Below are 24,602 nucleotides of genomic sequence, written 5' to 3'. Positions count from 1 at the left end.
ATCTTTCAGTATCTCACGAAGGCCGTTTTGACTCACGCGCAAAAAACGCCGGGCAGGCCAGGCGTTTTTCGCACGCGGGGACGGTTTTATTCGAGGGGTTCCAGGTGGTGGGTCGGGCCGCTCACGCCATCGCTGAGCACCACGTCCAGGCGCCTGGAGGTGGCGGTGATGGTCTGCCGGCCGCCGGAGAGAATGGCGATCACTTCCCCGGAATCCGCATCCCGGACGAGGGCCGCCGGATGGAGGCTCGCATCCCAGGCGAGCTGGACCTTGCCCCCGGCCTGGCGCTGGGCGCTGGGGGTGGCCGCCGTGATGGAACCCTTAGGCGACGCGGGGTGCAGACTGGTCACCACCTGGCCCGCCCTGAGCACCCGAAGACCTGCGATCGCGTCGAGCTTGGCCGGATCCAGGGGCAGGGCCATGACGAAGTGGCGAACGTGATCCTGCGGTGAACAGCCCAGGTCCATCAGTTCGAGAGGCGTGGTGAAGACGGCGCGGCCCTGCGCGTCCTGGCATTCCAGGGTGAAGTCCCCCGCGATGGGAAGGGTCGAGGGCCAGGCCTCGGTGCGGAAGGAGGGCAGGAGGTCCGCCTGGCCGTTCTCGTGGATGATGCCGCGGACGATGAGGCATTCCTGCCTGGCGGGCGCCGTGGGAAGGATGGCGTCCTCGGCGCTGACGACGAGGAAACCGCTGCTCCCGGCGCGGAAGCTGAGGATGCTCTTGTAGACGTAGTCGCTCACCCAGTTGGGCGTGCAGTAGCCCATGATGTCTTTATTCGTGAGCGGGGAATGGAGGGCGTTTAGAACGCTGTCGTAGCCCCACTTGCCGATCCCGCCACCGATTCCGTTGATGACATACTCACTGGTGTTTGGATAGTTGGGATCGGGATTGGAGGCGGTTCCGCAGGGGCTGTGCTGGCGGCCCATGTTGTGGCCGGTCTCGTGAGAGAAGACTTCTGGGAACAGGCCGCCATCGGCGTAGCCGCTGGCCTTGTCCCAGCCGACGGCGGTGCGGTACTTGTAAGCGTCGCCGGGTGAGTTGGGTACCCAGCCCAGGCCAGCGGTTCCGTTCGAATAGCTGACCTTCACCGCACCGTAGTAGTAGCGGTCGTTCGCCTGGTCGGCCAAGTGCTTGGCCGTGAGATCGCTCAGCAGCGTGTCCCAGCTTTTGTCACTGTTATCCGAAGTAAGCGTCGAGACCGATCCCGTGAAGGTGCTGCCCACCGCCACATCCACGCTGGAGATGGGGAACATCTTGGCCAGCCGCGCGACCCACTGGGCCTTGTTGGCTTCCGTGATGTTGCCGGTGCCGCTGCCGAGGACCACGGGGAAGATCGTCGTCTTGAAGGTGGGAACGGTGGTGCCGTTGAGGGTGGCGGTGAAGGTGTTGTTGGTCTTGTCGATCTCGGGCACGGCACCTGTGGGATCCACCTCGGCGAGGATGCTGTATCCACTTCCCGTGGGCGTCGTGAGGTCCGTGCCCGGCACGCTGAGGTTCCAGCTGGACGTGAGGGTGGATTCATCGACGGCCTGGGGCACGCTGAGGCCCGGGGCAGCCACCAGCTTGGGATACCCGCCCACGGCCACCCCATTGTTCAGGAGGGTGATCCGCACGGCGGGCGTGGCGGTGTTGGCCTGGTTGGCCAGCACGAAGGCCCGGATCAGGCCCGGCTTGCCCGCCACGATGGGCACGCTGTTGTCGAGGGTCTGGGTGCTCTGGGTGAGCTCCACCTTGTCCACGTGGAGGTCGAGGGTCACACCGGCCGGGGGCGGGGTCACGGTGAAGGGGCTGGAGGCGGTCCCGCCGGGGCCCGCGACGACGAGGTTTCCGGTGACGGCACCGGAGGGCACATCAAAGGAGATCTGAGTGGCCGTCTTGGTGAAACCCGTGATGTTCTGTGCGCCAAGCGCGAGGGTGGTGCCCGCATAACCGAAATTGGTGCCCGTGATGACGACGGGCATGCCCACCTGGCCGGAAGACGGGCTCACGCTGGTGATGGTCGGCGCCCAGTAGGCCACGGTGTAGGCCGTGGCGGAGGTGCCCGTGCCCCCCGGGGTGGTGACGGTGATGGTGCCGGCCGTCAGGCCCGCAGGGGCGATGGCCTGAATCTGAGTGTCGCTGCTCACGGTGAAGGAGGTGCTGATCTGATTGAAGGCCACCTGGGTTGCACCCAGGAAATGGGCCCCCGTCAGGGTGACGGTGCTTTCTTCGGCGATGGCCATGGGCGAGAAGGCGCTGATGGTCGGAGCCAGTGCGACGGCGGGGGCCGGGGCCGAGGATCCGCCCCCGCCTCCGCAGGCGCCAAGCAGGACGAGGCCGGTAAGGGCGAGGCATCGGGTCGACGGGAAGGTCATGACGGCTCCGAACATGTGCCGGCGGGTCCAAGCACGCTGTGGGTCAGGGGGATCCTAAAGATAACCGGACCCTCCTAGGGACGCTGTATCGACATCTGGACGGGCGGGAATGAGGGGGCCGGTCCCCGGGCGGGGCGGTCTTCCCCTAGATGCCCGGAACCTGCCGCCCGGATTCCGTCCCGAGGTGGAATCCGGGCGGCTTTCGTTGACCGGCCCGGCCCCGGCGAACTACGCTCAAAGGTTTGGGTCCCGCCACTGTGATCGCCCTCCGTCCCGACAACCCCCTGATCGTCCAGAGCGATCGCACCCTGCTGCTCGAGGTGGCCCACCCGGCCTTCGAGCAGGTGCGCGATGAGCTGGCGCGCTTCGCGGAGCTGGTGAAGAGCCCCGAGCACATCCACACCTACCGCATCACCCCGCTGAGCCTCTGGAACGCCTCGGCCTCGGGCGTGGCCTGCACGGACATGATCGAGACCCTCAACACCTGGTCGAAGTACCCCGTGCCCCAGAACCTGCTGCAGGAGATCGAGGACCACGGCACGCGCTACGGCAAGCTGCGCCTGGTGGCCAAGGGCGACCGCCTGGCCCTGGAGATGGATGATCGCGGCCTCTTCTGGGAACTGGAGAACCAGAAATCGCTGCAGGGCCTGCTGGCCGAACCCTATCCCGACGAAAAGGGCATCTACCTCCAGACCGGGATGCGCGGTGAGGCCAAGCTGCAGCTCATCCGCCTGGGTCACCCCGTGCAGGACATGGCCGGCTACAAGCCCGGCGACCCTCTGCCCTTCGAGCTCTCCCCCACCACGAAGCAGAACGGCAAGCCCTTCGGCCTGCGTCACTACCAGCAGGCGGCGGTGGACGTCTTCCATGCGGGCGGCGGGCCCGACGGGGGCGCCGGCGTGCTGGTCCTGCCCTGCGGAGCGGGCAAGACCGTTATCGGCATCGGCTGCATGGGCAGCCTGCAGACGCACACCCTGGTGCTCACGACCAACGGCACGGCGGTGAAGCAATGGAAGCAGGAGCTGCTCGACAAGACCTCGCTCACCGAGGATCAGATCGGCCTCTACACGGGCGACACGAAGGAGATCAAGCCCGTCACCATCGCCACCTACCAGATCCTCACCTACCGCCGCACCAAGACGGGGCCCTTCGAGCACTTCAAGCTCTTCGAGGCCGCGAACTGGGGCCTGGTGATCTACGACGAGGTGCACATGCTGCCCGCGCCGGTCTTCCGGGCGGTGGCGGAGCTGCAGGCCAAGCGGCGCCTGGGCCTCACGGCCACGCTCGTGCGCGAGGACGGCAAGGAGGAGGACGTCTTCAGCCTCATCGGCCCCAAGCGCGTGGACGTGCCCTGGAAGATGCTGGAGAAGGACGGCTTCATCGCCACGGCGCACTGCCTGGAGATCCGCGTGCCCCTGCCCATGGACGAGCGCATGGAATACGCCGTGGCCGACCAGCGCCTGCGCTTCCGCATCGCTTCCGAGAACAGCCTGAAGATGGCCGTGATGGACGAGCTGCTGGCGGGCCACCCCAAGGACAACATCCTCATCATCGGCCAGTACCTCGAGCAGCTCCGCATCATCGGCGAGCGGCTCAACGCGCCGGTGCTCACGGGCCAGACGCCGGAGAAGGAGCGCGAGTCGCTCTTCAAGCAGTTTCGCGAAGGCAGCCTGCGCGTGCTCATCGTGAGCAAGGTGGCCAACTTCGCCATCGACCTGCCGGACGCCTCCGTGGCCATCCAGGTGAGCGGCACCTTCGGTTCGCGGCAGGAGGAGGCCCAGCGCCTGGGCCGCATCCTCCGGCCCAAGGGCGACCGCAACGTGAGCTACTTCTACTCGCTCATCAGCAGCGAGACCACCGAACAGGAATTCGCGCGCAACCGCCAACTCTTCCTCACCGAGCAGGGCTACCGCTACCTCATTGAAAGCCGCCGCTTCAACGAGCACCACCAGCTCAGCGAGCCCACCGTGTGGAAGCAGCTGCTGGTCGAGACCGAGCACTGAGGCATCGAGGCCCGGGCGGCCGTCTCCTGCCGGCGCGGGTTACCGCCACATCCCCGGATGCAGCAGGGACTGGGCGCCCAGCCACTGGTCCAGGGGCCAGACGATGAGGGCGGCGAGCAGGCCCGCCAGCACGTCGTCCATGACGACGCCCCAGCCGCCGGGCAGGTGCTGGGCTCGATCGACGACGCCGGGCTTCCAGATGTCGAAGAGGCGGAAGAGCATGAAGGGCGCCACCAGCCGCGCGATCCATAGGCTCAGGGGCTGGGGCTGCAGCGTGACGGTGAAGAGCAGGGGCGTGAGGGCGAACCAGACGCCGGCCCACTCGTCGGCGACGATGAAGGAGGGATCCTTGTCGCCCGTTTCCTTCACCACGCGATCCGCGGCCCACACGGCCAGCAGGGTCAGTGCGATCGGCGCCGCGACGAGGATCCAGGGCGCGAAGCGCCAGGGGCACCGGCCCATGGCCAGCACCAGGCCCAGCCAGGCCAACAACCCGGCCAACGTGCCCCAGGTGCCCGGGGCGGGTTTGAGGTAGCCGCTGCCGAAGCCCGTGGCGAGCCACCAGGCGAGGCGGGGGGCGCGGTGGGAAGGGAGGGCGGCCGATGACGTCATGGGGCCCAGTTTCCCATGCATTCCTTACGGCGCATCCGAACCCCGTGATCCTGGGTTTCCATAAGAACCAGGCCCCATCCAAACGATGGGGCCTGGTTCATCAATCGAGCGATGCCCTGGGGGACGATGGGCCTGGATCAGAGCCCCAGGTTGACCGTCAGGGTGACTCCGGCCGTGACCGCGGCGGGCTGGACGGTGGACGCGCTCGAGGACGTGGTGCCATCGAGGTTCAGCGTCGTGCGGATGGCCTGGAGGCTGTAGGTTCCGATCGGAAGGTTCGAGAATCCGTAGGTCTCCGTCGAGGTCCCCACGATGGCCATGGTGGTGTCCACGATGAAGGTGTGCGTTCCGGATGTTGGAGAGGTCAGGGAGGCCAGCAGGTTGACCTGATCACTTTCGCTGCTGGTGGCCACGGGCGTGAGATCACCGGAAACGCCCCCGAGAGAAGCATCCGAAGTGAAGGCCGCCGAGTAGGTGAACACCGGGCTGGTGGCGGTCAGCGCGTAGGCGTCGCTGGCCTTGGCATCGTAGGCCTTGAGGGTCGTCGAGCCGACGAGGGGCTGGCTCACCACGTAGTAGGTTGCGCCGACGGGAAGCAGATCGAGGGTGTAGGCGCCGCTGGCGTCGGTGGTCGTGCTGCGGGCGATGCGCGCATTGCCGGAAGCGTCCAGGGTTTCGGCATACACCGTGGCGCCGGCCAGGGCCGAAGCCGAACCCGCATCGGTGAGCTTGCCGGAGATGGACCCGGTGACGACCTTGTCATAGGCCCAGACCGTGGGGCGGAGCAGATACTGGTTCGAGGCACCCGCCTGGATCAGCTGGATGGAGTGGGCGGCATCGAAGTCAATCCAGACATCCTTCGTCGTTCCGGCCGCGACATCGAAACTCACCACCAGCTTGACGCCCGTCTGCAGGCCCGAGGGGACGGTCAGGGCGTGAACGCTGCCATCGGAGAGTTTCACGGTGTTGCCGGATCCGAGTATCAACCGCATCTGGCCGTAGTGTCCCGCGGGCAGGGAGGCGCCATTGGCCAGAGTCTCCTCCACGCCACCCACGAGGTTGAGCAGGTTGATGGTCTTGTTCGGTGTGCCGAGGGTCGTCCAGCCCCCGCTTCCGCTGATCTCCACCGATTGGATGTTGACGTTGATTTCCTGATAACCGGAGATGGGGCCGTCCACGAGGTGGACGCTCATGGCGGCGGAGGTGGGCGTCGAGGATTTGGATGATCCACCGCAGCCGAGAAAGAGGAGTGAGCCGAAACCGATGGCCACAGGGAGTGTCAGGCGGGCGAAGTTCATAAAGCCTCCTTGAGAGAAAAAGGGGGTTCAAGGACTAGTGGGCGGTGATCCAGCTCGCGACGAGCTTGTAGGTCCCCGCGTCATGGAACAGCAGGCCCCTGGCCTGGATCGCCGCACCATTGGCGGGTGCGGTGAGCCCCTGGAACTGAGTGCCCGCCTGCTGGTAGACGGTGATGGTGCTCGCGCCGGTGAGGGTGGCGAAGGCGGAATCCGCGGGCAGGGTCAGCGTGAAGGACGCCTGGGATCCGGCGGTGGTGTAGTTGGACACGGTGCCGTGAAGGCCCTGCGGTTCAAGCCGAACCTGGCTGGCCGTGAGCGTTCCGAGACCGCTCCCCGTCATGCCCCCGCCCATCATGCCGCCGCCCATCAGCGCGCCGGGGCTCGTGACCTCCACCCGCTGGCCCAGCGCCAGGCTGACGGGGCCAAAGGCCGGTGTGAAGGGCAGGTTGGCGAGGTCCGTGCCATCCGCATCGATGCTGAAGGGCACCGAGGCGGGCAGGGAGCCGGTGATCGTCCCGCCCATGGAGGCGGCCATCATGCCGCCGCCCAGCCCGCCATTGGCCATCAGGGTGAGCTGGGTCGGGGGATTGCCGGTGAGGGAAGTGACGAGGCCTCCGCCCATCATGCCGGCGGCATCCACACCCATGGCCTCCACGCGCTGAGCGAGATAGGAACCATCCGCCTGGAGCGTCGCGTCGACGGCCACCATCATGCCGGTGCTCATCATGCCCATGCCGGTCAGGCCGGCGCTGGGGAATTGCGTGGCACCGTTGGTGGCGAAGGTCGTCGTCTGGACGCCCATCATGGAACTCATGGTGAAGGTCGACCCGGACACGGCGGACACCCGTCCCACCTGGTGCTGCATGCCGCCCTGCCAGGGGTTGGTGCCGGTTCCCGGGGCGTTCGCGGTCTTGGCGCTGAGCATGGGCGTGAAGGTGACGTTTCCCGAACCGTCGATGGATACGGAAGCGGCCATGTCCATGTCGAAGTTGAGGGCCATGGGCGAGGCGCCCACGGTCATGGCGGGGCTGAAAGGAACCGTGGCCGTGAAGGGGCCTGCCATCGTCTTCTGCTTGGTGGTGTGGGTGGCCGGGTCCATGTAGCTCATGGCGACCGAGGACACGGTGACGGTGGCCTGGGTGTAAGTGCCCTGCGGCATGCTCAGGGTCGAGAGGGGCTGCACGGTGCCCATGGTCTGCATCATTTCCATGGGAGTGGCGGCCGGCACCACGTTCACGGAGGTCCCGCTGGCGCTGGTCAGCGTGATGCCATTCACCGTCATGCCGAAGGCCATGATCCAATCCGCGGGCGCGTCGCCAAGGCTGACCTGCATGGGGGTGGCGGCGGGCGTGGGCGGCGTCGACGTGGCGCCCGTGGACGTGGAGGCGCTGCCTCCGCACCCGAGGAACCCGAGCCCTCCTGCGACAAGCAGCCCGCCCAAGGCCAAGCGATGCGTCATTCTGGTTGCCATGGTGTCCCCCGGTGATCGTGATGTCGCGGGTGGCCAACCTGGGATCTGTTCAACCCCGACGGACCACGGCTGGATGAACCGCGATGGGAAGCCATATCAAGGCGCATGCCAGCAGCATCGACAGGGGTTAGCGACGGATCCGGGGCGTTCTGACCCGCCCGTGCCCCGGCCGGCGAGTCGGAATGTCCCGCGCCCCAGGTCCCATCGCGACGTCATTGGGGATTGATCGGTGCGCCTAGTTGAATCGCCACACCAGGGCCAGGTCCGCGCCCCGCCGGGGCCCGCCGTCGTTGAGGCCCAGCGTGAAGCCCACATTCATTCCCCAGGTCGAGGAGAAGGGCTGGAACACCTTCAGGGACACCTCGCGGGCTCCGGGAGCGCCTTCCAGGGCCGGTCCCCGCGCCTCCAGTCCGAGTTCCCAGCGGGTGAGGTTGGCGTAGCAGGCCACGTTGAGTCCCAGCACGTAGGCCCCGGGCGTCAGGGTTTCAGCGGTCCCAGCGAGGGTGCTGGAGCTCGCCTGGATCCATCCGCCGAGGCAGGTCCACTGGAAGGCGCCGCCGCGGTGGCGGGCGGTGAGGAATCCGCCCACGTCCGTATGGCCGGTGCCGAGCCCCGCAGTTTCGCTCGCGGTGGGCAGCTTGATGGCGCAGGCGCCATCCAGAGACCAGCCCGCCTCGTTCTCGGGCATCAGACGATAGGCGCCGCGGACGACCACATCGCCGAGCCCCTGGTCCTGCGAGCTGGTCCCGCCCTCTTCGCGCGTGAGGCTGAGTGTGGGGACCGTGAGGTTGGCCTCCCACCTTCCGCCGGTGATGCCAAAGGTGGCATGGCCCATCCACAGGGTGCTGCGGACCGGCGTGCCGAAGTCGCCCTGTCGCCATCCGCCGCCCAGCTCCAGGTAGGTGGCCGACTGGGCTTCCAGGGGGCGGGTGGCCAAGCCTCCGGCCAGCAGGATCAGGGAACAGGCCGGCGGGCAGGCCGTCCGACGGAAAAAGGATTCACGCGCCTTCTGCATCGGGCCTCATCAGTGCCGATGGGTGGAACCGGGCCCCATCCCCTTGGACATGCTGCTGCCCGGGGCCATGGCGCTGGCACCCGCGGAACCGTCAGGGCGCATGCCCTGGCTCCAGGCCCGCTCGCCGAACCCCCTCATTGCCACGGGTTCGACTTTGGAGACGCGCTCCGAGCTGATGGTGGTCCATTCGCCCGCCTTCACGAAGATGGGCTCGGCGTGGGGGGCCTGATGGAGCACCTCGACGACGCCTTCGAAAACCACCAGGGTGGATTTCCCGTCCTGATTCACCTCCACCCCGTAGCGCGTGCCCCGCACAGCGAGGAGGGCGCCGGGAACCGCCACCTGCCGCTCCATCTGGGTCCCGTCCACGAGGTGCTGGAAGAAGGCCTTGATGCGGCCCTGGCTGAGCACGAGCAGGACGCCCGGCTCACCGCCCGCCAGCTTCACCTGGGTGTTCGCGTAGACCTCGAAGCGGGCCTGGCGCTCGGGGACCGAAAGCACGGTCTGGCCCCACCAGCCGGTCTTCACGCCATCCCCCGTGGTGGCCTGATCCCCCTTGGCGACCTTCACTTCGCGAGCCTTGTCTCCGGCAGGCCATCGGACAACCGACCGTTTGACCTCGTCGAATCGATAGGTGAACGTCCCGGGGCCGGGCGTTTGGGCCTGAAGCAGGGTGAAAAACAGGGGCGCGAGGATGCTGATCATGGCTCGCCTCATCATGATTCGCCTCCTTCCGGATCTTCCACATCGCTACCTTCGGTCCGCCGGAGTTTGCGCGCAAGGGTCTTTCGCTCGATGCCGAGGATCCGCGCGGCTTCGGTCTTGTTGCCACCCGTGTGAGCCAGGACGGAAAGGATGTACAGCCGTTCCATGTCGTCGAGCGGCAGGAACGGTTCCGCAAAGCCGTTCAGCGCCAGCATCGACCCGCCCGTCGGTCCCTCCGGGAACGCCGCCGTCCCGAGGAGCTTTTGGATGGCGTGCCCATCTTCGAGGGAGCCCGCCTCGATGAGCGCGCGCCGGATGACGTGGCCCAGTTCCCGGATGTTGCCGGGCCAGGGATGCGCCGCGAGGAGGGAGAGCACCTCCTGCGAGGGGCGGCCTGTGTCCGCCAGCCCGAGCTCGGCTTGGAAGCGTTTCTGGAAATGCGCGACGAGGGTCGAGAGGTCCGAGAGACGCTCGCGGAGCGGCGGGAGTTTGATTTCGTAGCCCGCCAGCCGGTAGAACAGATCCTCGCGGAACCTTCCCTCCGCCACCATGGTCTTCAGGTCGCGGTGGGTCGCCGCGACGATGCGCACCGAGACGGGCTCGGGCTTCTCCGCGCCGAGCGGCAGGACCACCCCATCCTCGAGGAACCGCAGGAGCTTCACCTGGAACATCGGGGAGATGTCGCCGATCTCGTCGAGGAACACGGTACCGCCGTTCCCCTGGACGAGGGCGCCGCGCCGGTCCCGCTGGGCATCGGTGAAGGCCCCCTTCTTGTGGCCGAAGAGTTCGCTCTCGATCAGCGTGTCGGGGATCGCGCCGCAGTGCACCGGCACGAAGGGGCCTTGCGGGTTGGATCCGTAGCGGTGGAGTGCGCGGGCCACGAGCTCCTTGCCCGTTCCGGTTTCGCCCAGGATGAGGACGGGAACCCGCAGGGGCGCCACGCGGCTGGTCGCCTTGTAGACCTCCACGATGGCGGGGTGCGAACCGACGATCAGGCTCTCCGGACCCTCCTCCTCCGCAGGCAGCGTTGCCATCCGGCTGGCCAGCGCCGCGCGGACCCGCTCCAGCATCAGATCCAGGTCGAAGGGCTTGGCCAGGTAGTCGAAGACGCCGTCCTTCATGGCTGAGGCGGCCGTCTCGATGCTGCCCTTGGCCGTCATGAGGATCATGGGCGGGGGATCAGGGAGTGCCCGGACTTCCTCCAGCAGATCCAGTCCCGTGCCCCCGGGCATGTAGATGTCGCTGACGATGAGGTCGGGCCGCTGTTCCCGGATCGCCGCCCTGGCAGCCGCGAAGCCGTCGGTTCGCTCGACGCGGTAGCCGCTCTTTTCGAGTGTCATGGCGACCATCTCACGGATCGCCAGATCATCGTCCACTACCAGAATGCGTGTCATGCCACCCTCAATCGGCATTTCCCGGGATCAGCGGGAGTCTAACCCGGAAGAGGCTTCCGCCCTCGGCGCCAGCTTCCACCGTCACGGTGCCGCCGTGCCAGGCCACCACATCGGCAACCAGGGCCAGGCCGAGGCCGAGGCCCGGCGCCATCCCCTGGGCGCTGCCCCGGGCGAAGCGGCCGAAGATGGCGCCGCGCTCCTGCACAGGCACCCCGGGCCCCTGGTCCTCCACCTCGAGCCGGGCCATCGATCCTTCCGACCGGAGGCTCAGCCGGACGGGCGATCCTGCGGGCGAGAACTTGAAGGCGTTGGACACGAGGTTCTCGAGGACCCGCTCGAGAAGGGCCTGGTCGCCCAGGACCCGCAGGTCCGCCTCCACGTCGACCTCGATGTTCCGCTCGGTGCCCGCGCGGAGGTACCCGGCCCGCGCGAGGCAGAGGGCGGACAGATCCAGGATCCGCGCGTCTTGGCCGAAGTCCCTGAGGCGAAGGCGCTCCAGGTCGAGCAGGGCGTCCACCATTTCGGCGAGCCGGGCGGTTTCGGTGACCACCATCTGCGCGACGCGGTTCCGCTCCGGCCCGGAGAGATCGAACTGGGCCAGGAGCTGGGCCAGGCCCCTGACGGAGGTCAGCGGGGTCTTCAGCTCGTGGGCCACGACGCGGCGGGCCTCCGCGTCCTGTTGACGGAGGTCGGCGAGGCTGCTCTGGAGGCTCTCCAGCTCGGCAATCCGGCGCTGGGCCTCATGCATGGCGCGGCGGGATTGGCGCGCGCGCAATCCGCCCACCAGGGTTCCCACCAGCAGGAGCGCGCTCAGTTCCGCCAGGGGCGCCAGCTCCAGGTCCAGGAGGTGCAGCGAGCCGGCCGAAAGCATCAGGGGGGCCAGCAGGATGGGGCTGGCGATCAGCGGAGAGATGCGGCTGGGAGACGCGAGGAGGAAGCTGCCGAGGAGGGCCAGGCCGAAGACCAGCAGGGCATCGAGCAGCGGTGGCGCCGTGCGCAGCAGGTCCTTCGACAGGATGGCTTCGGCGGACATCGCTTCGACGAGGACTCCGGGTTCGGGCGTGCCGCCCTGGGAAATGGGGGACACGAACCGATCGCCGATCCCCGCCGCGCTGGTGCCAAGGAAGACGATGCGATCCCGGAGGGCGGCCTCCAGCTCCGACCCGGGCCGATCCGACCCGAGCCGATCCGACCCGAGCCGATCCGACCCGAGCCGATCCGACCCGAGGAGGACCGCCGCACTGATCTGCGGGATGGGCCGCGTGCGGAAGGCGGGCCGGAGGATCACGCCGACGGGCACGGGAAGGCGCGCGTCCCCGAGCCGCGCGGCCGCGACGGACAGGGCGGGGAGGACCCGGCCTCCCATCTGCTTGGTCGCCGAAAATCGGCGCACGACGCCGTCCCGGTCCAGGTCGAAGCTCACGTGCCCCAGCTGGGTGCCCTGGAGCGTGCGATTCGGCATCAGCCAGGCGCCAGAATCATCCAGGCCCGCGGCGAGCACGGAGGGGCCCTGCCTCAAGGCCTGCGCCAGACCCTCGTCGCCTTCCCGGGCTTCGGGCAACAGGAGGTCGAGGGCGACGCCCTTGGCGCCCGCGGCGAACATGCGGTCGACCAGATGGGCGATCTGCGCGCGGCTCCAGGGCCAGCGGCCCTCGGATCGGATGGCCGCTTCGTCGATGAGCACCACCGCCACCTTCGAAGGCGGCCGGCCCGGCAGGCTCCTGAGCATGGCGTCGCGGACCAGCAGTTCCGCCGACGACAGCACGCCCGACAGGTGCAGGGCGAGCGCGAGCAGGGCAGCCAGGAGCGGCCAGAGAAGCTTCAGGGCGGAGTCTCCTCAAGAAGGGCCGGGATCCGATGGGGGAACGCGGCTTTCCGGGATTGTGACGCATCCGCGGAGAGGTTGGCAGGATTCACAGGCAGGGTCCGGCCCCCGCGTGGAAGCGACACCTCCAGACGATCCCCTTTCAGACGTGCCGCAGGGCTTCGACGATGCGCAGGCGTGCGGCCTTCAGGCCCGGGAAGAGGGCGCTCACCTGGATGGTCGCCTGCAGGCCGAGGGCGACGATGAGGTAGACCATGGGCACGAAGTGGATGTTCAGCTCGTAGCCGTGGCTGGTGCCGGGCGGGGCGGGCATCTGGAGGTGCAGGGCGTTCAGTCCCGCACGCAACATCAACGTGGCGGCCAGGCCCAGGGCGCTCCCCATGAGGCCGAGGCAGGCGCCCTCCCACTGGAGCAGCCTCAGCAATTGGCCGGGCTGCAGGCCCATGGCGCGCAGCACGCCGAATTCGCGGACGCGCTCCATCACGGACATGAGCAGCGTGTTCGCCGTGGCCAGCAGCACCACGAGGAAGAGTACGAGGCCCATGAAACCGAAGATGGCGAAGTAGAGCAGCTTCACCTGGCGGTAGAAGGAGGCCAGCTCGAACCAGGGTTTCACCGACGTTTCCGGCAGCAGGGCTTGGAGCCGGGATTGTTCGGTGGCCGTGTCCTGGGGACGTTTCAGCACGATGGACAGCTTCGACCGCGCCGGCCCGGCGTCCAGCAGTTGGCTCGCGGTGGCGAGGCTGACGCTGAGGAAGCGGTCGTTCAGCTCGCGGAGCCCGAGGTCCTGCAATCCCACCACCTCGACGTCGACGGCGTTCAGCGCGCCATCACGGGTGGTGGACATGAGGGTGAGCGGCGAGCCCACCGTGGCGCCGAGGGCCCGGGCCAGACCGAGTCCGAGGATGACTTCGCGGGCCGCGGGATCGGCGGAAAGCCAGCGCGAACCCGCGCCGCCCGCCACCTGTGCGCCTGCCTTCACCGCCTCCAGGCAGGCCATGTGCTTGGGCTCCAGGGCCGGATCCACGGCCGTGCCGAGGAAGGCCACGCTCTTCGGGCCGCTGCTGAGCAGGCCCATGAACTGGATACGCGGTAGCACTTCGGCCACGGCGGAGTCCAGACGGAGCCGCGCCGCCAGGGCTTCCCCATCCGGCAGGGCCTTTTCCAGACTCTGAGCCTCATCGCCATCCATCGCGCCCGGCGGCATCACCTGCAGGTGGCCGAGGCCGCCGCGGATGGCGCCATCAGACAGCCCCTGGAAGGTCTGGGCCATGAAGCCCCCCGCCAGGCTGAGTGCGAGAAAGCCCGCCACCACCACCATGAGGGTGAGCGCCGTGCGCCGCCGCTGGCGCAGCAGGTTCCGGAGGGCGAGGCGGGCGAGGATCATGAGGCCTCCGCCAGCCGCCCGTCCCTGAGACGGAAGACCTGATGGGCCCGGGCGATGACGGCGGGGTCGTGGCTGGCGACGAGGAAGGTGACGCCGCGCTCGGTGGCCAGCTCGGCCATGAGGTCCATGAGGGGGCCGCCGTGGGCGTGATCCAGGCTGGCGGTGGGTTCGTCGGCGAGCACCAGCAGCGGATCCGGGGCCAGGGCGCGGGCGATGGCGGCACGCTGCTGCTGGCCGCCGCTCAGCTGTCCGGGCCGGTGGTGGCGCCGGTCGGCGAGGCCCACGCGGTCGAGGGCCATCTCGGCCCGCTGCCGCGCTTCGGTTTCGGGCGTGCCCTGGAACTGGAGGGGCAGCATCACGTTCTCCAGGGCCGACAGCACGGGGACGAGGTTGAAGGCCTGGAACACGAAGCCCATCCGCCGCAGCCGCAGGTCGCAGCGGGCCCTTTCGGGCAAGGTGGACACGGATTCGCCGTCGAGGAGGACCTCGCCTTCATCGGGCGTGTCCAGCAGGCCCGCCAGTTGAAGGAGGGTGGTCTTGCCGCTGCCGCTGGGCCCCGCCAGCACCGCCAGGCAGCCCTTCGGAACCTGCAGCGATACGTCGAATACGCCGGCGCGCTCGCCGCCGAGTTCGTAGGCGCGGGTCAGGTTGCGGAATTCCAGCATCCGATCAGTGTAGCGATCTGCCCGGATCAGAACTGCATGGCGTAGGCCAGCTTCGCGAAGAGCCCGCGTTCGATCATGCGTTCGGAGGGCAGGATGGCCCCGGGATCCCGGCGCCGCTGGCCCGACCAGCCGATGTAGGCGTTGGTGAAGGCGTTGGGTTGCCAGCCCAGAAAGCCCTTGAGGAACTTGTCCACGCCTTCGGCCTCGCTGCCGTCGTAGCGCACGACGAAGGCCTGGGTCTTCACGTAGATGGAGTACGGGAACTGCCAGCTTCCCGAGGCCGTGAGTTCGCGGGCGCGCACGAGGCGCTGGTCGTCCCCTTCGCGGTCGAGGCCGGACTGCTGGGCGGCGAGGTTGTACGAGATGGCGCCGACGGTGCCATAGATGGACACCCAGGCCGTCTGGAGCCGCGCGGGATCTCCCGAGGACAGGTCGATGGTGCGGGCCCGCGTGGCGTTCCAGCCGAACTGCAAGGGAGAGTGCTGCCTCCAGTTGCCGCCGAGGGTGAGCGAGCGCGCCGCCACGGATCGCGTGTGATCGTTGCCCCAGGTGCGTCCGGCCACATCCCAGTTGAAGAAGAAGCTCAGGCGGCCCGCGGTTTCCATCCAGGCGTCGAGGCCCACGGCCCGGTCCAGGGGATCGCTGTTCCACCAGGCGAGGTGCCGGTACCGCAGGGTGGCGTTGGCCTGGGAGAGCCGGCCTTCGTTCCAGTTCTCCTTCCATGTGATGGAGGCGGTCTGGCGGCGGTAGCCCTGAAGATCCGTGAAGCCCGAGAGCAGCATCAGATCGGGGCTGGTGGCCTGGCTGATGAGGGCGGCGTTCCAGTTCCGCGTGTTCCAGTCCAGTTCGGCAGACGTCGACGTGCCGCGCTGGGAGGACAGGGTGCCGTCGGCCTGGGGCAGGTGGGTCACGGCGCTCATGGCGCTGCCAAGGACGTGGAATTCAGAGCCCAGGTACTGATCCAGGTAGATGCCGCCGCTTTGTCCGCCCGTGAATCCGGTTCCGCCCATCAAGGCCTTTTCGGTGCCCAGGAAGGAGAGGCCCGAGCCGCGGTCATCCGTCTGCAGTTTCATGGCCGCCGCCGTATCGCGGGTGGCTTTGCCATCCAGGCCCACGGCCCCGTTGGCACCGAGGAGCAGGCCGCCGTCCTCATCCTTGGCGTGCAGCACGCTCCAGCTGGCGAAGGAGGCCTGGCCCGAAGCCTTCACGCCGAAGAGCGGGTTCTGGATGGAGCGGCTGAAGAACTGGCGCTGGGCGCCCTGGACGCCCAGCAGGTCCATGCCTTCGAGGAAGAAGGGCCGCCGTTCGGGGTAGAACACCTTGAAGCGGCTGTTGATCTGCAGCGGATCCACGTCTGCGTCCGCCGTGGCGAAGTCGGGGCGGTACGTGCCTTCGAAGGTGAGTTCCGTGGTGGCATAGCGCAGGTCCGCGCCCAGCTGGGTCTTCGACCGGGTCGGCGCGTTGGGGTCCTGGCTGAGATCCTGGGTGCGGTTGAAGGTGGCGAAGGGGATGAAGAGGAAGGGCGAGCCCGGCTGGTCCACCGGGGCGCCGGACACGCGGGCCATCTGGCAGATGTCGCACTGCACATCCTTGCTCATGCGCGGCCAGGAGATGCCGTAGCGGCGCTCGCGGGGGATGATGCGCAGGAAGCGCATGGCCCAGTCGCCGGGCCTGCGGCGCAGGCTGCTGTAGGGCACGCGCATCTTGACCACGTAGCCGTCCGGGGTCAACACGCCCGTGGAATCCCAGAGGCAATTGTAGGACGAATTCTCCCCCGTGCTGTCCGAGCCGATCTCATCGATCTGCCCGCCGAGGGGCGTCACGAAGAGCCGGATGATGCTCTGCCCCTTGCCCGAGGGATCGAGGTCCACGCCGACGAAGTCGAAGTCACCGCTGTTGGTGTCGCGCATGTGGCGGGCGGCGTGGATCTTCGCAGGCTCGGGATCCTTGGCCTCGATGGCGATGTAGAGGGCGTCGGGACCCCAGCCCACGTGGACGGTGGTGGGCCAGCGGTTCTCACCCTTGTCATCGGGCATGATCATGCCCCACTCCCGGATCTCCAGGGCACCGGCCCAGGTGGAAAGATCCGCATCCCGCGCCATCGAAGGTGCCTGCGCTAGCCGCGGAATGGCGACGTGGGGCGGATTGGGGGACTGGGAGGCGAGCAGGGGAAGACAAGCAAGCGCGAGGGCCGGATGACGCATGGGTTCCCCAAAAGGGTGATTTCCATGCCTACGAGGACTTTCGCAGATCGGTTTAGAGGGTGGATCCCTCAACGGATGCTGAAGCGCTCCAGGTCGCTCTGCTGGTAGGTCATATTGAAGAGGAATTTCGCTTTAACCGGTTTTCCATCCACAATGGCAGGCTCGAATTCGTACCCCATCGCCCATTGGATGGCATGCAGGTAAAGCTCCGGGGGTCCCTGTTTGATGTAGGCGCGCATGGGCTTTCCATCTTCGCCCACCAGCAGTTCCACGAGGACGTTGCCGGCGGTTCGGCGTTCCAGGGCTTCCACCGGCCATGGGGGACGGTAACCATCGGATTTGATCTTCACCGAACTCCAGTTGTGGAACTCGGATGGATTGATCCGGGTGGCTTCGGGGGCCGGTGGGAAGGTCATCGGGAAGACCACATTCGCATAGGGCCGGTTCAGCGCGAAGCTGGTCCATTTGTAGAAGTTGGTGGCGAAGGCGGCCAGGGTGGCATGGATTTCCGAAACCCCCTCATCGATCCCGCTGCGAGCGGCAGTGATGTTGGCGAACCAGATACGCTGGGGCTGCCCTGGGAGGTTCTCGTTCACCTTGGCATTCTTCCCCTCGCTGGCTCGCCCAGACACCTGAAAGGCCACTCGGTCGTAACGATCATGAATCGCTGCGACCAAAAAACGCATCTGAAGGGCGTTGGGCGGAATTGATCCTGAGCTTGGAAGCACCGTGAATCCGGCCTGCTGGAACATGTCGGTCAGGGCTTTCAGAAGGCTCGCCTTGTCCATCTTGGATTTGAATTTGCCACCCTTGAGGGACACCTCGTCCAGGACGATCTGGACAGGCGCCAGTGCCACCGGTGCAGGCGTGGCTGCTTGCGGAGATGTCGTCGGCGGCGTCAGGGCCGGCATCGCTGGGGTCTGGGCCTGGGCCAGGGTCCAGACAACCGGAAGGAGGCATCTCATGGGCTCTCCGAAACAAATGGCACGATTGATTTCAGGTTCGAAGGCCATGTTAGCAAAACAGCTGCTCATCTCCAGCGTCAATAGACGCAATTAGGGTGCGGCTCGGCGCCTCCTCGTTGGAGGTGGACGTTTGCATGCTCGAGGTTCGGTCAGGCCTGTCTGCGGGCCCGGAATGCCTGCTCGTAAGCCGCGGTGCTCGCTTCGAGGCCGCCCTCTTCCACTTCGCCGATGAGGTCGTAGGCGTGGGCCTTCACGATGCGCACGCGCTGGATGGTGTTCACCTGGGGGGCGCCGTCCACCAGCAGCACGTTGCCATCGATGTCCGGGGCCTGGCCCGCGTGGCGGCCCTTCACGATGAGGTCGGTCTCCTCGTGGGCGCCTTCCACCAGCACATCGATGACCTGGCCCACCAGCTCCTGGTTCTTTTCGCGGGCGATCTTCTGCTGCAGCTCCAGGAGGCGGCGCTTGCGGGATTCCTTCGTGCGTTTCTGGATGGGGTCACCCAAGCCGTAGGCCGAGGTGCCCTCTTCGGGGCTGTAGGTGAAGACGCCCACGTGTTCGAAGCGGGCTTCCTTCACGAAGGCCTTCAGTTCTTCGAAGGCGGCCTCGTCCTCACCGGGGAAACCCACGATGAAATTCGAACGGATGGCGATGCCCGGCACGATGCGGCGCACCTTTTCGATGAGCTTCAGGAAGGAGGCGCGGCTGCCGCCCCGGGCCATGGCCTTGAGGATGCCGGCATCCGCATGCTGCAGGGGCATGTCGAGGTAGCGCGCGCAGTTGGGGGTTTCCGCCATGGCGTGCAGGAGGCCGTCCGTGAGGCGGTTGGGATAGGCGTAGTGGACGCGGAACCAGCGCAGGCCTTCCACATGCCCGAGGGCGCGCACGAGCTTTTCCAGCGCGTCGGGATCGCCGAAGTCGCGGCCATAGTCCGTCGTGTCCTGGCCCACGAGGCTGATCTCGAGCACGCCCTGGGCCACGAGGTTCTTGGCTTCATTCACGACGCTTTCGACGCTGCGGCTGCGCTGGCTGCCCCGCAACTGGGGGATGACGCAGAAGGCGCAGGCATGATCGCAGCCCTCGCTGATCTTGAGGTAGGCGCTGGCCTTGGGGGTGGTCAGCATGCGGGGGCTGGCTTCGGTGTAGAGGTAGTCGGGGTTGGGGTTCAGCTCGAAGCTGGCGCCGGCGCCGATGATCTCGGCGATCTGCTCGATGTCCCGGGTGCCCAGGCAGGCGTCGATCTCGGGCATCTCGGCCATGAGGTCGTCCCGGTAGCGCTCCACCAGGCAGCCCGCCACGATGAGCTTTTCGCAGGCGCCCTCCTGCTTCATGGAGGCGGCCTGCAGGATGGCTTCGACGCTCTCCTGCTTGGCGGCGTCGATGAAGCCGCAGGTGTTCACCACGAGCACCTGGGCCTCCTCCAGCACCGGGGTGATCTGGTAGCCCTTGAGGCGCAGATGGCCCAGCATCACCTCGGAATCCACGAGGTTCTTGGGGCATCCCAGGGACATGAAACCGACTTTGGTCAAAGGCACTCCATACCCCGCAGGGTGAACCTCATAGAATACAACGGGCGGCCGATGAAGTCAGCAGCGCGTGTTAAACTCAACGCCCCTCCGGATCTGCCATGAAACTCACCCTCCAGGTTGATGGTGCCCTGCACCCTGTGACCCTCACGGAAGAAGGCATCACCGTCGGCCGGGGCGACCAGGCGACGATCCGGATCCAGGCCAATGCCGTCAGCCGCGTCCATGCCCGGATCTTCCTGAAGGGCGGCCAGCCCTACGTGATGGACATGAAGTCCCTCAACGGCACCACGCTCAACGGCGCGGCGCTGACCGAACCCATGCCCCTGCACCCGGGTGACACGGTGCTGCTGGGCGAGGCCATGGTGATGTGGGTTCCCGAGGGCGGCGCGGCGGCGCCGACGGGCCTGAACCTGGACCTGGCGCCCAAGGCGGCCATTTCGAAGATTTCCCTGGAGGACCGCGCCTTCGACGCGTCGGGCTCCATCCTCGTGCCCCACGCCAGCCTGGAGGCCATGCTGGCCCAGGCCAGCGGCCAACACCCTGCGGGCGAAGCGGTCACGCTCTTCCAGCGCCTGGCGAGCATGGCGGGCACCCTGCTGCGGGCGGCGGGACTGACCGAGCTGCTGGAATCGGTGATGGGCCTCGTGACGGCCCAGATCCCCTGCCAGCGCGGCTTCATCCTGCTGGCCGACGCCGGGGGCGAACTGGTGCCCGAACTGATCTGGGAGGAGCAGCCCGGGGTGCACACCAACCCCATCAGCCGCACCATCGCCCGCACGGCCATGGACAACCGCGTGGCCATCCTCACGACGGACGCCCGCATGGATCCCCGCTTCAGCGCGGGCGAGAGCATCAAGATCCACGGCATCACCTCGGCCCTCTGCGCGCCCCTCATCGTGGAAGAGCAGGCCCTGGGCGTGATCTACCTGGAGACGAGCCTGAACAAGGGTGGCTTCAAACGCGAGGACGAACACCTGCTCAGCGCCATGGCCAACTTCGCCGCCGTGGGCATCCAGCGCGAGCGCGAGGCCAAGTTCCGTCAGCGCCTCGAGCGCTACCACAGCCCGGCGGTGGTGGATCAGATCCTGAAGTCCAGCCAGAGCAAGGAGGCCCCGGCCCTGCAGGCCCAGCGCTGCCAGATCAGCGTGCTCTTCGCCGACATCTCGGGCTTCACGCGCATGAGCGAGGGCATGGAGCCGCTGGTGCTCGCAGGCATACTCAACCGCACCTTCGAGGCCATGACCGATCAGATCTTCAGCCGGGGCGGCACGCTGGACAAGTACATCGGCGACGCCATCATGGCCTTCTTCGGCGCGCCCAACCCCGACCCCGACCACGCGCGCCACGCGCTGGAGGCGGCCGTCGCCATGCAGAAGACCCTCTACGCCCTCAATTCGGCAAGGCCCGAGGGTTACCCCGAACTGAGGATGCGCATCGGCATCAACAGCGGCGAGGCCTTCGCGGGCGACATCGGCTGCGAGAAGCGCATGGACTACACCGTCATGGGCAGCACCGTGAACCTGGCCTCCCGTCTGGAAAGCGGCGTGGCCAAGCCCGGCCAGATCGTCGTCGGCCCCCGCACCGCGGAGCTCGTGGGCAAGGAAAGCCTGCGCCAGCTCGCGGCCTTCTCCCTCAAGGGCATCGAACAGGACGTGAAGCCCTACGAGGTGGTGTGGTCCCAGGATTCGGACACGGCGATCCACGGCATGGGTTGAATCCCAGCCAACAGGGCTCTCGAACATGGCCGCTCTTGGAGCGCGGCATCGGTTTGACTGCTGGCTAAGTTGGTGATGACATGGTCACATATCACATCAACACCCCAAGGGAGATTCCGTGAGCTCAGACCAGTTCTTCATTCAGCAGTTCGGGACCGAGCAGGGGCCAGTGCCCTTCACGGACCTTCAGCTGATGGCCCGATCCGGCCAGATCAAGGGCTCCACCCTGCTCCGGAAGGAGGGCGGCCAGTGGTTCCCGGCCAAGGAACTGACCGGCGTCTTCTCCGAAAAGGAATGGATCGTCGCCCTGCTGATTTCTTTCTTCCTCGGCGGGCTGGGCATCGACCGGTTCTACCTCGGACAGACCGGTCTCGGCGTGGCCAAGCTCCTCACCCTCGGTGGATGCGGCGTCTGGGCCCTGATCGACTTCATCCTGATCGCCCTGAACAACGTCAAAGATGCGGACGGACTCCCTCTTCGCAAGTAGTTCCCGATCTCTGGCCCTCCTGCTGTTCGGGGGGGCCCTGTTGCTGGTGGGGCTCGTCCCGGTCGCAGGCTGGGAGGCCCTGCCGGACCTCTGCCTGTTTCACCGGCTGACGGGGCTGCTGTGTCCCACCTGCGGGCTCACCCGGTCCTGGGCGGCCCTGGCGCGGGGCCAGATCGGCATGTCGCTGCACTTCCACGCGCTCGGAGCGCCGGCCCTGGTGCTGGTGGGCCTGGGCCTCGGACTGAGCCTGGCGGGGCGGCTGCGGCCCATCCCGTCGATGGTGAAGATCCTGGGCGTCGCGCTGTGGTCGGCCTATGCCATCGGCCGGATGCTCGGATTGCTTCCGGGTCCCTGAGGGGCAGGGGCCCTCGTCAGCGGTCCGATTCCTTGATGAAGTCCTTCCACAGCATGGACGGCTGGATGCCCGAGTTCCGCTGGTACTTGCCCGATTCGTAGCTGTCGTACTCGCCGCTGACGGTGTGGTAGAAGATCTGGCAGATGGCCACGCCCGCATAGATGCGCACGGGCTGGATGCAGCTGATCTCCAGGGTCCAGTAGCCGCAGAAGCCGATGTCGCCGAAGCCCGCGGTGACGTGCACGAAGAGCCCCAGGCGTCCCACGCTGCTGCGCCCCTCCAGCATGGGCACCATGCCGCGGGTCTCGGTGTATTCGAGCGTGCGGCCGAGGTAGAGCTTCCCCGGCTGCAGCAGCAGGCCCTCGGCGGGGATCTTCAGGAACTCGATGCCATTGGGTTTCGCCATGTCGAGTTCGTGCTCGGTGTAGACCGCCAGGTCCTCGCCGAGCCGCAGGTTGTAGCTGTTGGGGTTGAGCTGGCTGCCCTGCCAGGGTTCGATGCGGATGCGACCATCCGCCTTCGCCTCGAGGATCTGCTTGCCGGTGAGGATCATGGCGGGCTCCACTGGGGCGTGGGATGGATGACGGCCCGCAGCATGCGGACGCTGCCGAAGGCCGTGAGCGCGAGGACCAGGGCGAGGGCGGCCCGGCGCAGGGCCCGGGTGAAACGGGGTCCCGTGAGGAGGGGGGACGGCAGCCAGGGGGCACCGAGTCCGGCCAGGCAGAGGGCGAAGAGGGGGAAGGCGAAGGGGTGCAGGGTCCAGGCTTCGTGGACCTGCCCGTGGGCCAGGGCCACGAAGGCACGGGTGAGCCCGCAGCCTGGGCAGGGCAGGCCCGTGACGGCATGGAAGGCGCAGATGTCCAAGCCCCCGAAGCTGGGAAGGCCGTCCGGGGGAAGCAGGCGGCTCAGGGCCAGGACCAAGGCGCAAATCCCCGCCATGAGCGTCGCGCCACGGGGAAGCAGGAACGCTCTCCCGGCGCGGTGCTCATGGAAAGGAGCCATCTCCGCCAAGGCCTAGGCCTGGAAGGCGCCCTTGACCTCGGGCTTCACGAGGATGACGAGGGCCCAGATGCCGAAGGGCAGGCCCAGGCAGCAGCAAGGCGAGAGGCAGGGCACCATGGCGAGGATGGCGGCGGTCATGGCGAATCCGTAGCTGCGGGCATCCTTCATCTTCAGGGCGCCCATCAGGACCACCACACCGAAGGCGATGCCGACGACGGCCATGGCCATGCCGATGCCCCCGCCCATCAGCTGGGCCATGCGCGCATTGTCGCCGTAGCCGCGCATGGCCATGGGGAAGGCCGTACCCATCATGTGGCCCAGCAGCGAGAACAGCTGGAGCGCGATGCCGATGGCGGCGGTGACGATGAGCGCGATGGCGGGACCCTTCAGCTGGTCAAGGGCCGCGCGGCGGGAGCCGTCCTGTTCGAAGTTCATGGGATTCCTTTCGCAAGCGGCGGGAGCCGCGGGTCAGGGCGGCATCGACGCGGCATCAACGTGATGTCAGCGGTCGACCTTGATGCAGACGGATTTGCTGATCATGTCGCCGACGTGCTTGCGCTCGCTGCCGAACACGAGGAGGTAGAGGATCGTGAAGTTGAGGATGTGGCCCACGCGGCGCAGGATGGCGGTGCCGAAATCGATGCGGCCGAGGGGGTTGTCCTCGGGCACGATGCGCAGCTTCATCAGCTTCTTGCCGATGCTGCCGCCGTAGTGGCTTTCGCAGTAGGGGATGAAGAGGAAGCTGTAGGCGAGGCCCGCCAGGCCCAGCAGGGGGAAGACGATGCAGCCGAGGAAGGGCACGATGACGCCGAGCACGAAGACGGCGATGTAGAGGACGATGAAGGGCACGACGTCGATGATCACCGCCACCAGACGGGTGAAGAAGTCGCCCCGCTCCCCGATGGGCTGGGCGTCGTCGGGGATGGGGGGCAGGTAGGCGGCGAGGAAGGCGGGCATGGGGCCGTCGGCCGCGGGCGCTGAGGCCGGCGCGGGCGTCACGGGCTTGGGCGCGGGCGGCGGAGCAACGGGTGGAGTGGCGGGGGGAAGGGGCGGGGTGACGGGCGTGGCGGGTGCGGGGACGGCCACGGGGCCCGTGGCGTTCTGATCCTGCACGGGGAAGGGGCCTTCGCCGCCGCCGGCGGGCTTGCCGACGTGGATGGCCGCCAGGTCCTCGGCGGACATGCGCACGGTGCCCGAGGGGACCGGGGCGTCCTGGATGTTGATGGCCACGGTGGCCGCGACTTCGGGATGGGGATCCTGGAAGGTGAGCTGCACCTGGCCGAGGGTGATGCGGTCGCCGTCGCGCAGGGGCGAGGACTGCACCCGGTTGCCGTTCACGAGCACGCCGTTGCTGCTTTGCAGGTCCTGGATCTCGAAGCCGCCGCCCAGCTTGCGGATCACGCAGTGGTGGCGGCTGATGCTGGGATCGGGCAGCCGGAGGGTGTTGTCCAGCTCGCGCCCCATGTGGACTTCGTTATCGATGATTTCGAATTCTCGGGCGCCTGCGCTTTCGTGGACAAGCAGTTTGGCCATGGAAATCCTCAGGATGTGGGATGGGCGGAAGTGTAGCGCACCGGGGTGGGTGCGAATAGTCCGTGGATCTCGGTTCTTTCTTG

At 67.4% G+C, this 24,602-nt stretch carries 21 protein-coding genes; 4 read left to right on the top strand and 17 right to left on the bottom strand.

Features of this window, described 5'->3' with window-relative positions; genetic code table 11:
• Positions 1-86: 86 nt before the first annotated feature.
• Positions 87-2,354, bottom strand: coding sequence for an IPT/TIG domain-containing protein (locus QSJ34_RS17735; RefSeq protein WP_285577850.1), 2,268 nt, complete (start codon positions 2,352-2,354; stop codon positions 87-89).
• A 257-nt stretch (positions 2,355-2,611) separates the two neighbouring features.
• On the opposite strand from QSJ34_RS17735, the gene QSJ34_RS17730 reads away from it, so the two are divergent.
• Entirely contained in the window at positions 2,612-4,357 is a 1,746-nt protein-coding gene (locus QSJ34_RS17730; RefSeq protein ID WP_285577848.1) for a DNA repair helicase XPB, read from the top strand.
• A 39-nt stretch (positions 4,358-4,396) separates the two neighbouring features.
• Here QSJ34_RS17730 and QSJ34_RS17725 read toward each other — a convergent pair whose 3' ends face one another.
• From QSJ34_RS17725 to rimO, 12 genes are all read right to left on the bottom strand, one after another.
• Complete coding sequence (locus QSJ34_RS17725) at positions 4,397-4,969, bottom strand: phosphatidylglycerophosphatase A family protein (protein WP_285577846.1); 573 nt, start codon at positions 4,967-4,969, stop codon at positions 4,397-4,399.
• 137 nt (positions 4,970-5,106) lie between these two features.
• Complete coding sequence (locus tag QSJ34_RS17720) at positions 5,107-6,267, bottom strand: DUF4382 domain-containing protein (RefSeq protein WP_285577844.1); 1,161 nt, start codon at positions 6,265-6,267, stop codon at positions 5,107-5,109.
• A 34-nt stretch (positions 6,268-6,301) separates the two neighbouring features.
• The gene (locus tag QSJ34_RS17715) at positions 6,302-7,738 is read right to left on the bottom strand and encodes a DUF5666 domain-containing protein (protein ID WP_285577842.1); all 1,437 of its coding nucleotides are present in this window, start codon (positions 7,736-7,738) and stop codon (positions 6,302-6,304) included.
• 235 nt (positions 7,739-7,973) lie between these two features.
• Positions 7,974-8,753 carry a hypothetical protein gene (locus QSJ34_RS17710; RefSeq protein WP_285577840.1) on the bottom strand — a complete coding sequence of 260 codons (780 nt, stop codon included), beginning with the start codon at positions 8,751-8,753 and terminating at the stop codon, positions 7,974-7,976.
• Between the two features lie 9 nt (positions 8,754-8,762).
• The gene (locus tag QSJ34_RS17705) at positions 8,763-9,473 is read right to left on the bottom strand and encodes a FecR domain-containing protein (protein WP_285577839.1); all 711 of its coding nucleotides are present in this window, start codon (positions 9,471-9,473) and stop codon (positions 8,763-8,765) included.
• On the bottom strand, positions 9,470-10,852 hold the full coding sequence (locus tag QSJ34_RS17700; protein WP_285577837.1) for a sigma-54-dependent transcriptional regulator: 1,383 nt from the start codon (positions 10,850-10,852) through the stop codon (positions 9,470-9,472). The genes QSJ34_RS17705 and QSJ34_RS17700 overlap by 4 nt, the downstream gene beginning before the upstream one ends.
• Before the next feature lie 7 nt (positions 10,853-10,859).
• Positions 10,860-12,647 carry a CHASE2 domain-containing protein gene (locus tag QSJ34_RS17695; RefSeq protein WP_285577906.1) on the bottom strand — a complete coding sequence of 596 codons (1,788 nt, stop codon included), beginning with the start codon at positions 12,645-12,647 and terminating at the stop codon, positions 10,860-10,862.
• A 172-nt stretch (positions 12,648-12,819) separates the two neighbouring features.
• On the bottom strand, positions 12,820-14,064 hold the full coding sequence (locus QSJ34_RS17690) for an ABC transporter permease (RefSeq protein WP_285577835.1): 1,245 nt from the start codon (positions 14,062-14,064) through the stop codon (positions 12,820-12,822).
• On the bottom strand, positions 14,061-14,729 hold the full coding sequence (locus QSJ34_RS17685; protein WP_285577833.1) for an ABC transporter ATP-binding protein: 669 nt from the start codon (positions 14,727-14,729) through the stop codon (positions 14,061-14,063). Before QSJ34_RS17685 ends, QSJ34_RS17690 begins: the two co-directional genes overlap by 4 nt.
• 26 nt (positions 14,730-14,755) lie before the next feature.
• The gene (locus QSJ34_RS17680; RefSeq protein WP_285577830.1) at positions 14,756-16,933 is read right to left on the bottom strand and encodes a DUF5916 domain-containing protein; all 2,178 of its coding nucleotides are present in this window, start codon (positions 16,931-16,933) and stop codon (positions 14,756-14,758) included.
• A gap of 68 nt (positions 16,934-17,001) precedes the next feature.
• Positions 17,002-17,946: an energy transducer TonB gene (locus QSJ34_RS17675; protein WP_285577828.1), complete on the bottom strand. Its 945-nt coding sequence runs from the start codon at positions 17,944-17,946 to the stop codon at positions 17,002-17,004.
• 101 nt (positions 17,947-18,047) lie between these two features.
• A complete protein-coding gene (rimO, locus tag QSJ34_RS17670) occupies positions 18,048-19,427 on the bottom strand; it encodes a 30S ribosomal protein S12 methylthiotransferase RimO (RefSeq protein WP_285577826.1) in 1,380 nt (459 codons plus the stop codon).
• Between the two features lie 98 nt (positions 19,428-19,525).
• On the opposite strand from rimO, the gene QSJ34_RS17665 reads away from it, so the two are divergent.
• The 3 genes from QSJ34_RS17665 to QSJ34_RS17655 all read left to right on the top strand — a co-directional run bounded on the left by QSJ34_RS17665 (position 19,526) and on the right by QSJ34_RS17655 (position 21,984).
• Positions 19,526-21,142: an adenylate/guanylate cyclase domain-containing protein gene (locus QSJ34_RS17665; RefSeq protein WP_285577824.1), complete on the top strand. Its 1,617-nt coding sequence runs from the start codon at positions 19,526-19,528 to the stop codon at positions 21,140-21,142.
• Positions 21,143-21,260: 118 nt separating this feature from the next.
• Positions 21,261-21,629, top strand: coding sequence for an NINE protein (locus QSJ34_RS17660; RefSeq protein WP_285577821.1), 369 nt, complete (start codon positions 21,261-21,263; stop codon positions 21,627-21,629).
• Positions 21,601-21,984 (top strand): DUF2752 domain-containing protein, encoded by a 384-nt coding sequence (locus QSJ34_RS17655; protein ID WP_285577819.1) that lies wholly within the window; start codon positions 21,601-21,603, stop codon positions 21,982-21,984. Before QSJ34_RS17660 ends, QSJ34_RS17655 begins: the two co-directional genes overlap by 29 nt.
• A 16-nt stretch (positions 21,985-22,000) precedes the next feature.
• On the opposite strand, the gene dcd is transcribed toward QSJ34_RS17655, so the two are convergent.
• From dcd to QSJ34_RS17635, 4 genes are all read right to left on the bottom strand, one after another.
• Complete coding sequence (dcd, locus tag QSJ34_RS17650; RefSeq protein ID WP_285577818.1) at positions 22,001-22,537, bottom strand: dCTP deaminase; 537 nt, start codon at positions 22,535-22,537, stop codon at positions 22,001-22,003.
• Positions 22,534-22,905, bottom strand: a complete 372-nt coding sequence (locus QSJ34_RS17645; protein ID WP_285577816.1) for a DUF2752 domain-containing protein — start codon at positions 22,903-22,905, stop codon at positions 22,534-22,536. Before QSJ34_RS17645 ends, dcd begins: the two co-directional genes overlap by 4 nt.
• Before the next feature lie 93 nt (positions 22,906-22,998).
• Complete coding sequence (locus tag QSJ34_RS17640; protein WP_285577814.1) at positions 22,999-23,421, bottom strand: hypothetical protein; 423 nt, start codon at positions 23,419-23,421, stop codon at positions 22,999-23,001.
• A gap of 66 nt (positions 23,422-23,487) precedes the next feature.
• On the bottom strand, positions 23,488-24,519 hold the full coding sequence (locus QSJ34_RS17635) for an FHA domain-containing protein (protein WP_285577812.1): 1,032 nt from the start codon (positions 24,517-24,519) through the stop codon (positions 23,488-23,490).
• Positions 24,520-24,602: the final 83 nt, after the last annotated feature.

The sequence above is a fragment of the Geothrix limicola genome, assembly GCF_030268085.1.
GTDB lineage: Bacteria > Acidobacteriota > Holophagae > Holophagales > Holophagaceae > Geothrix > Geothrix limicola.
This window is presented reverse-complemented; position numbering and strand designations above follow the sequence as displayed.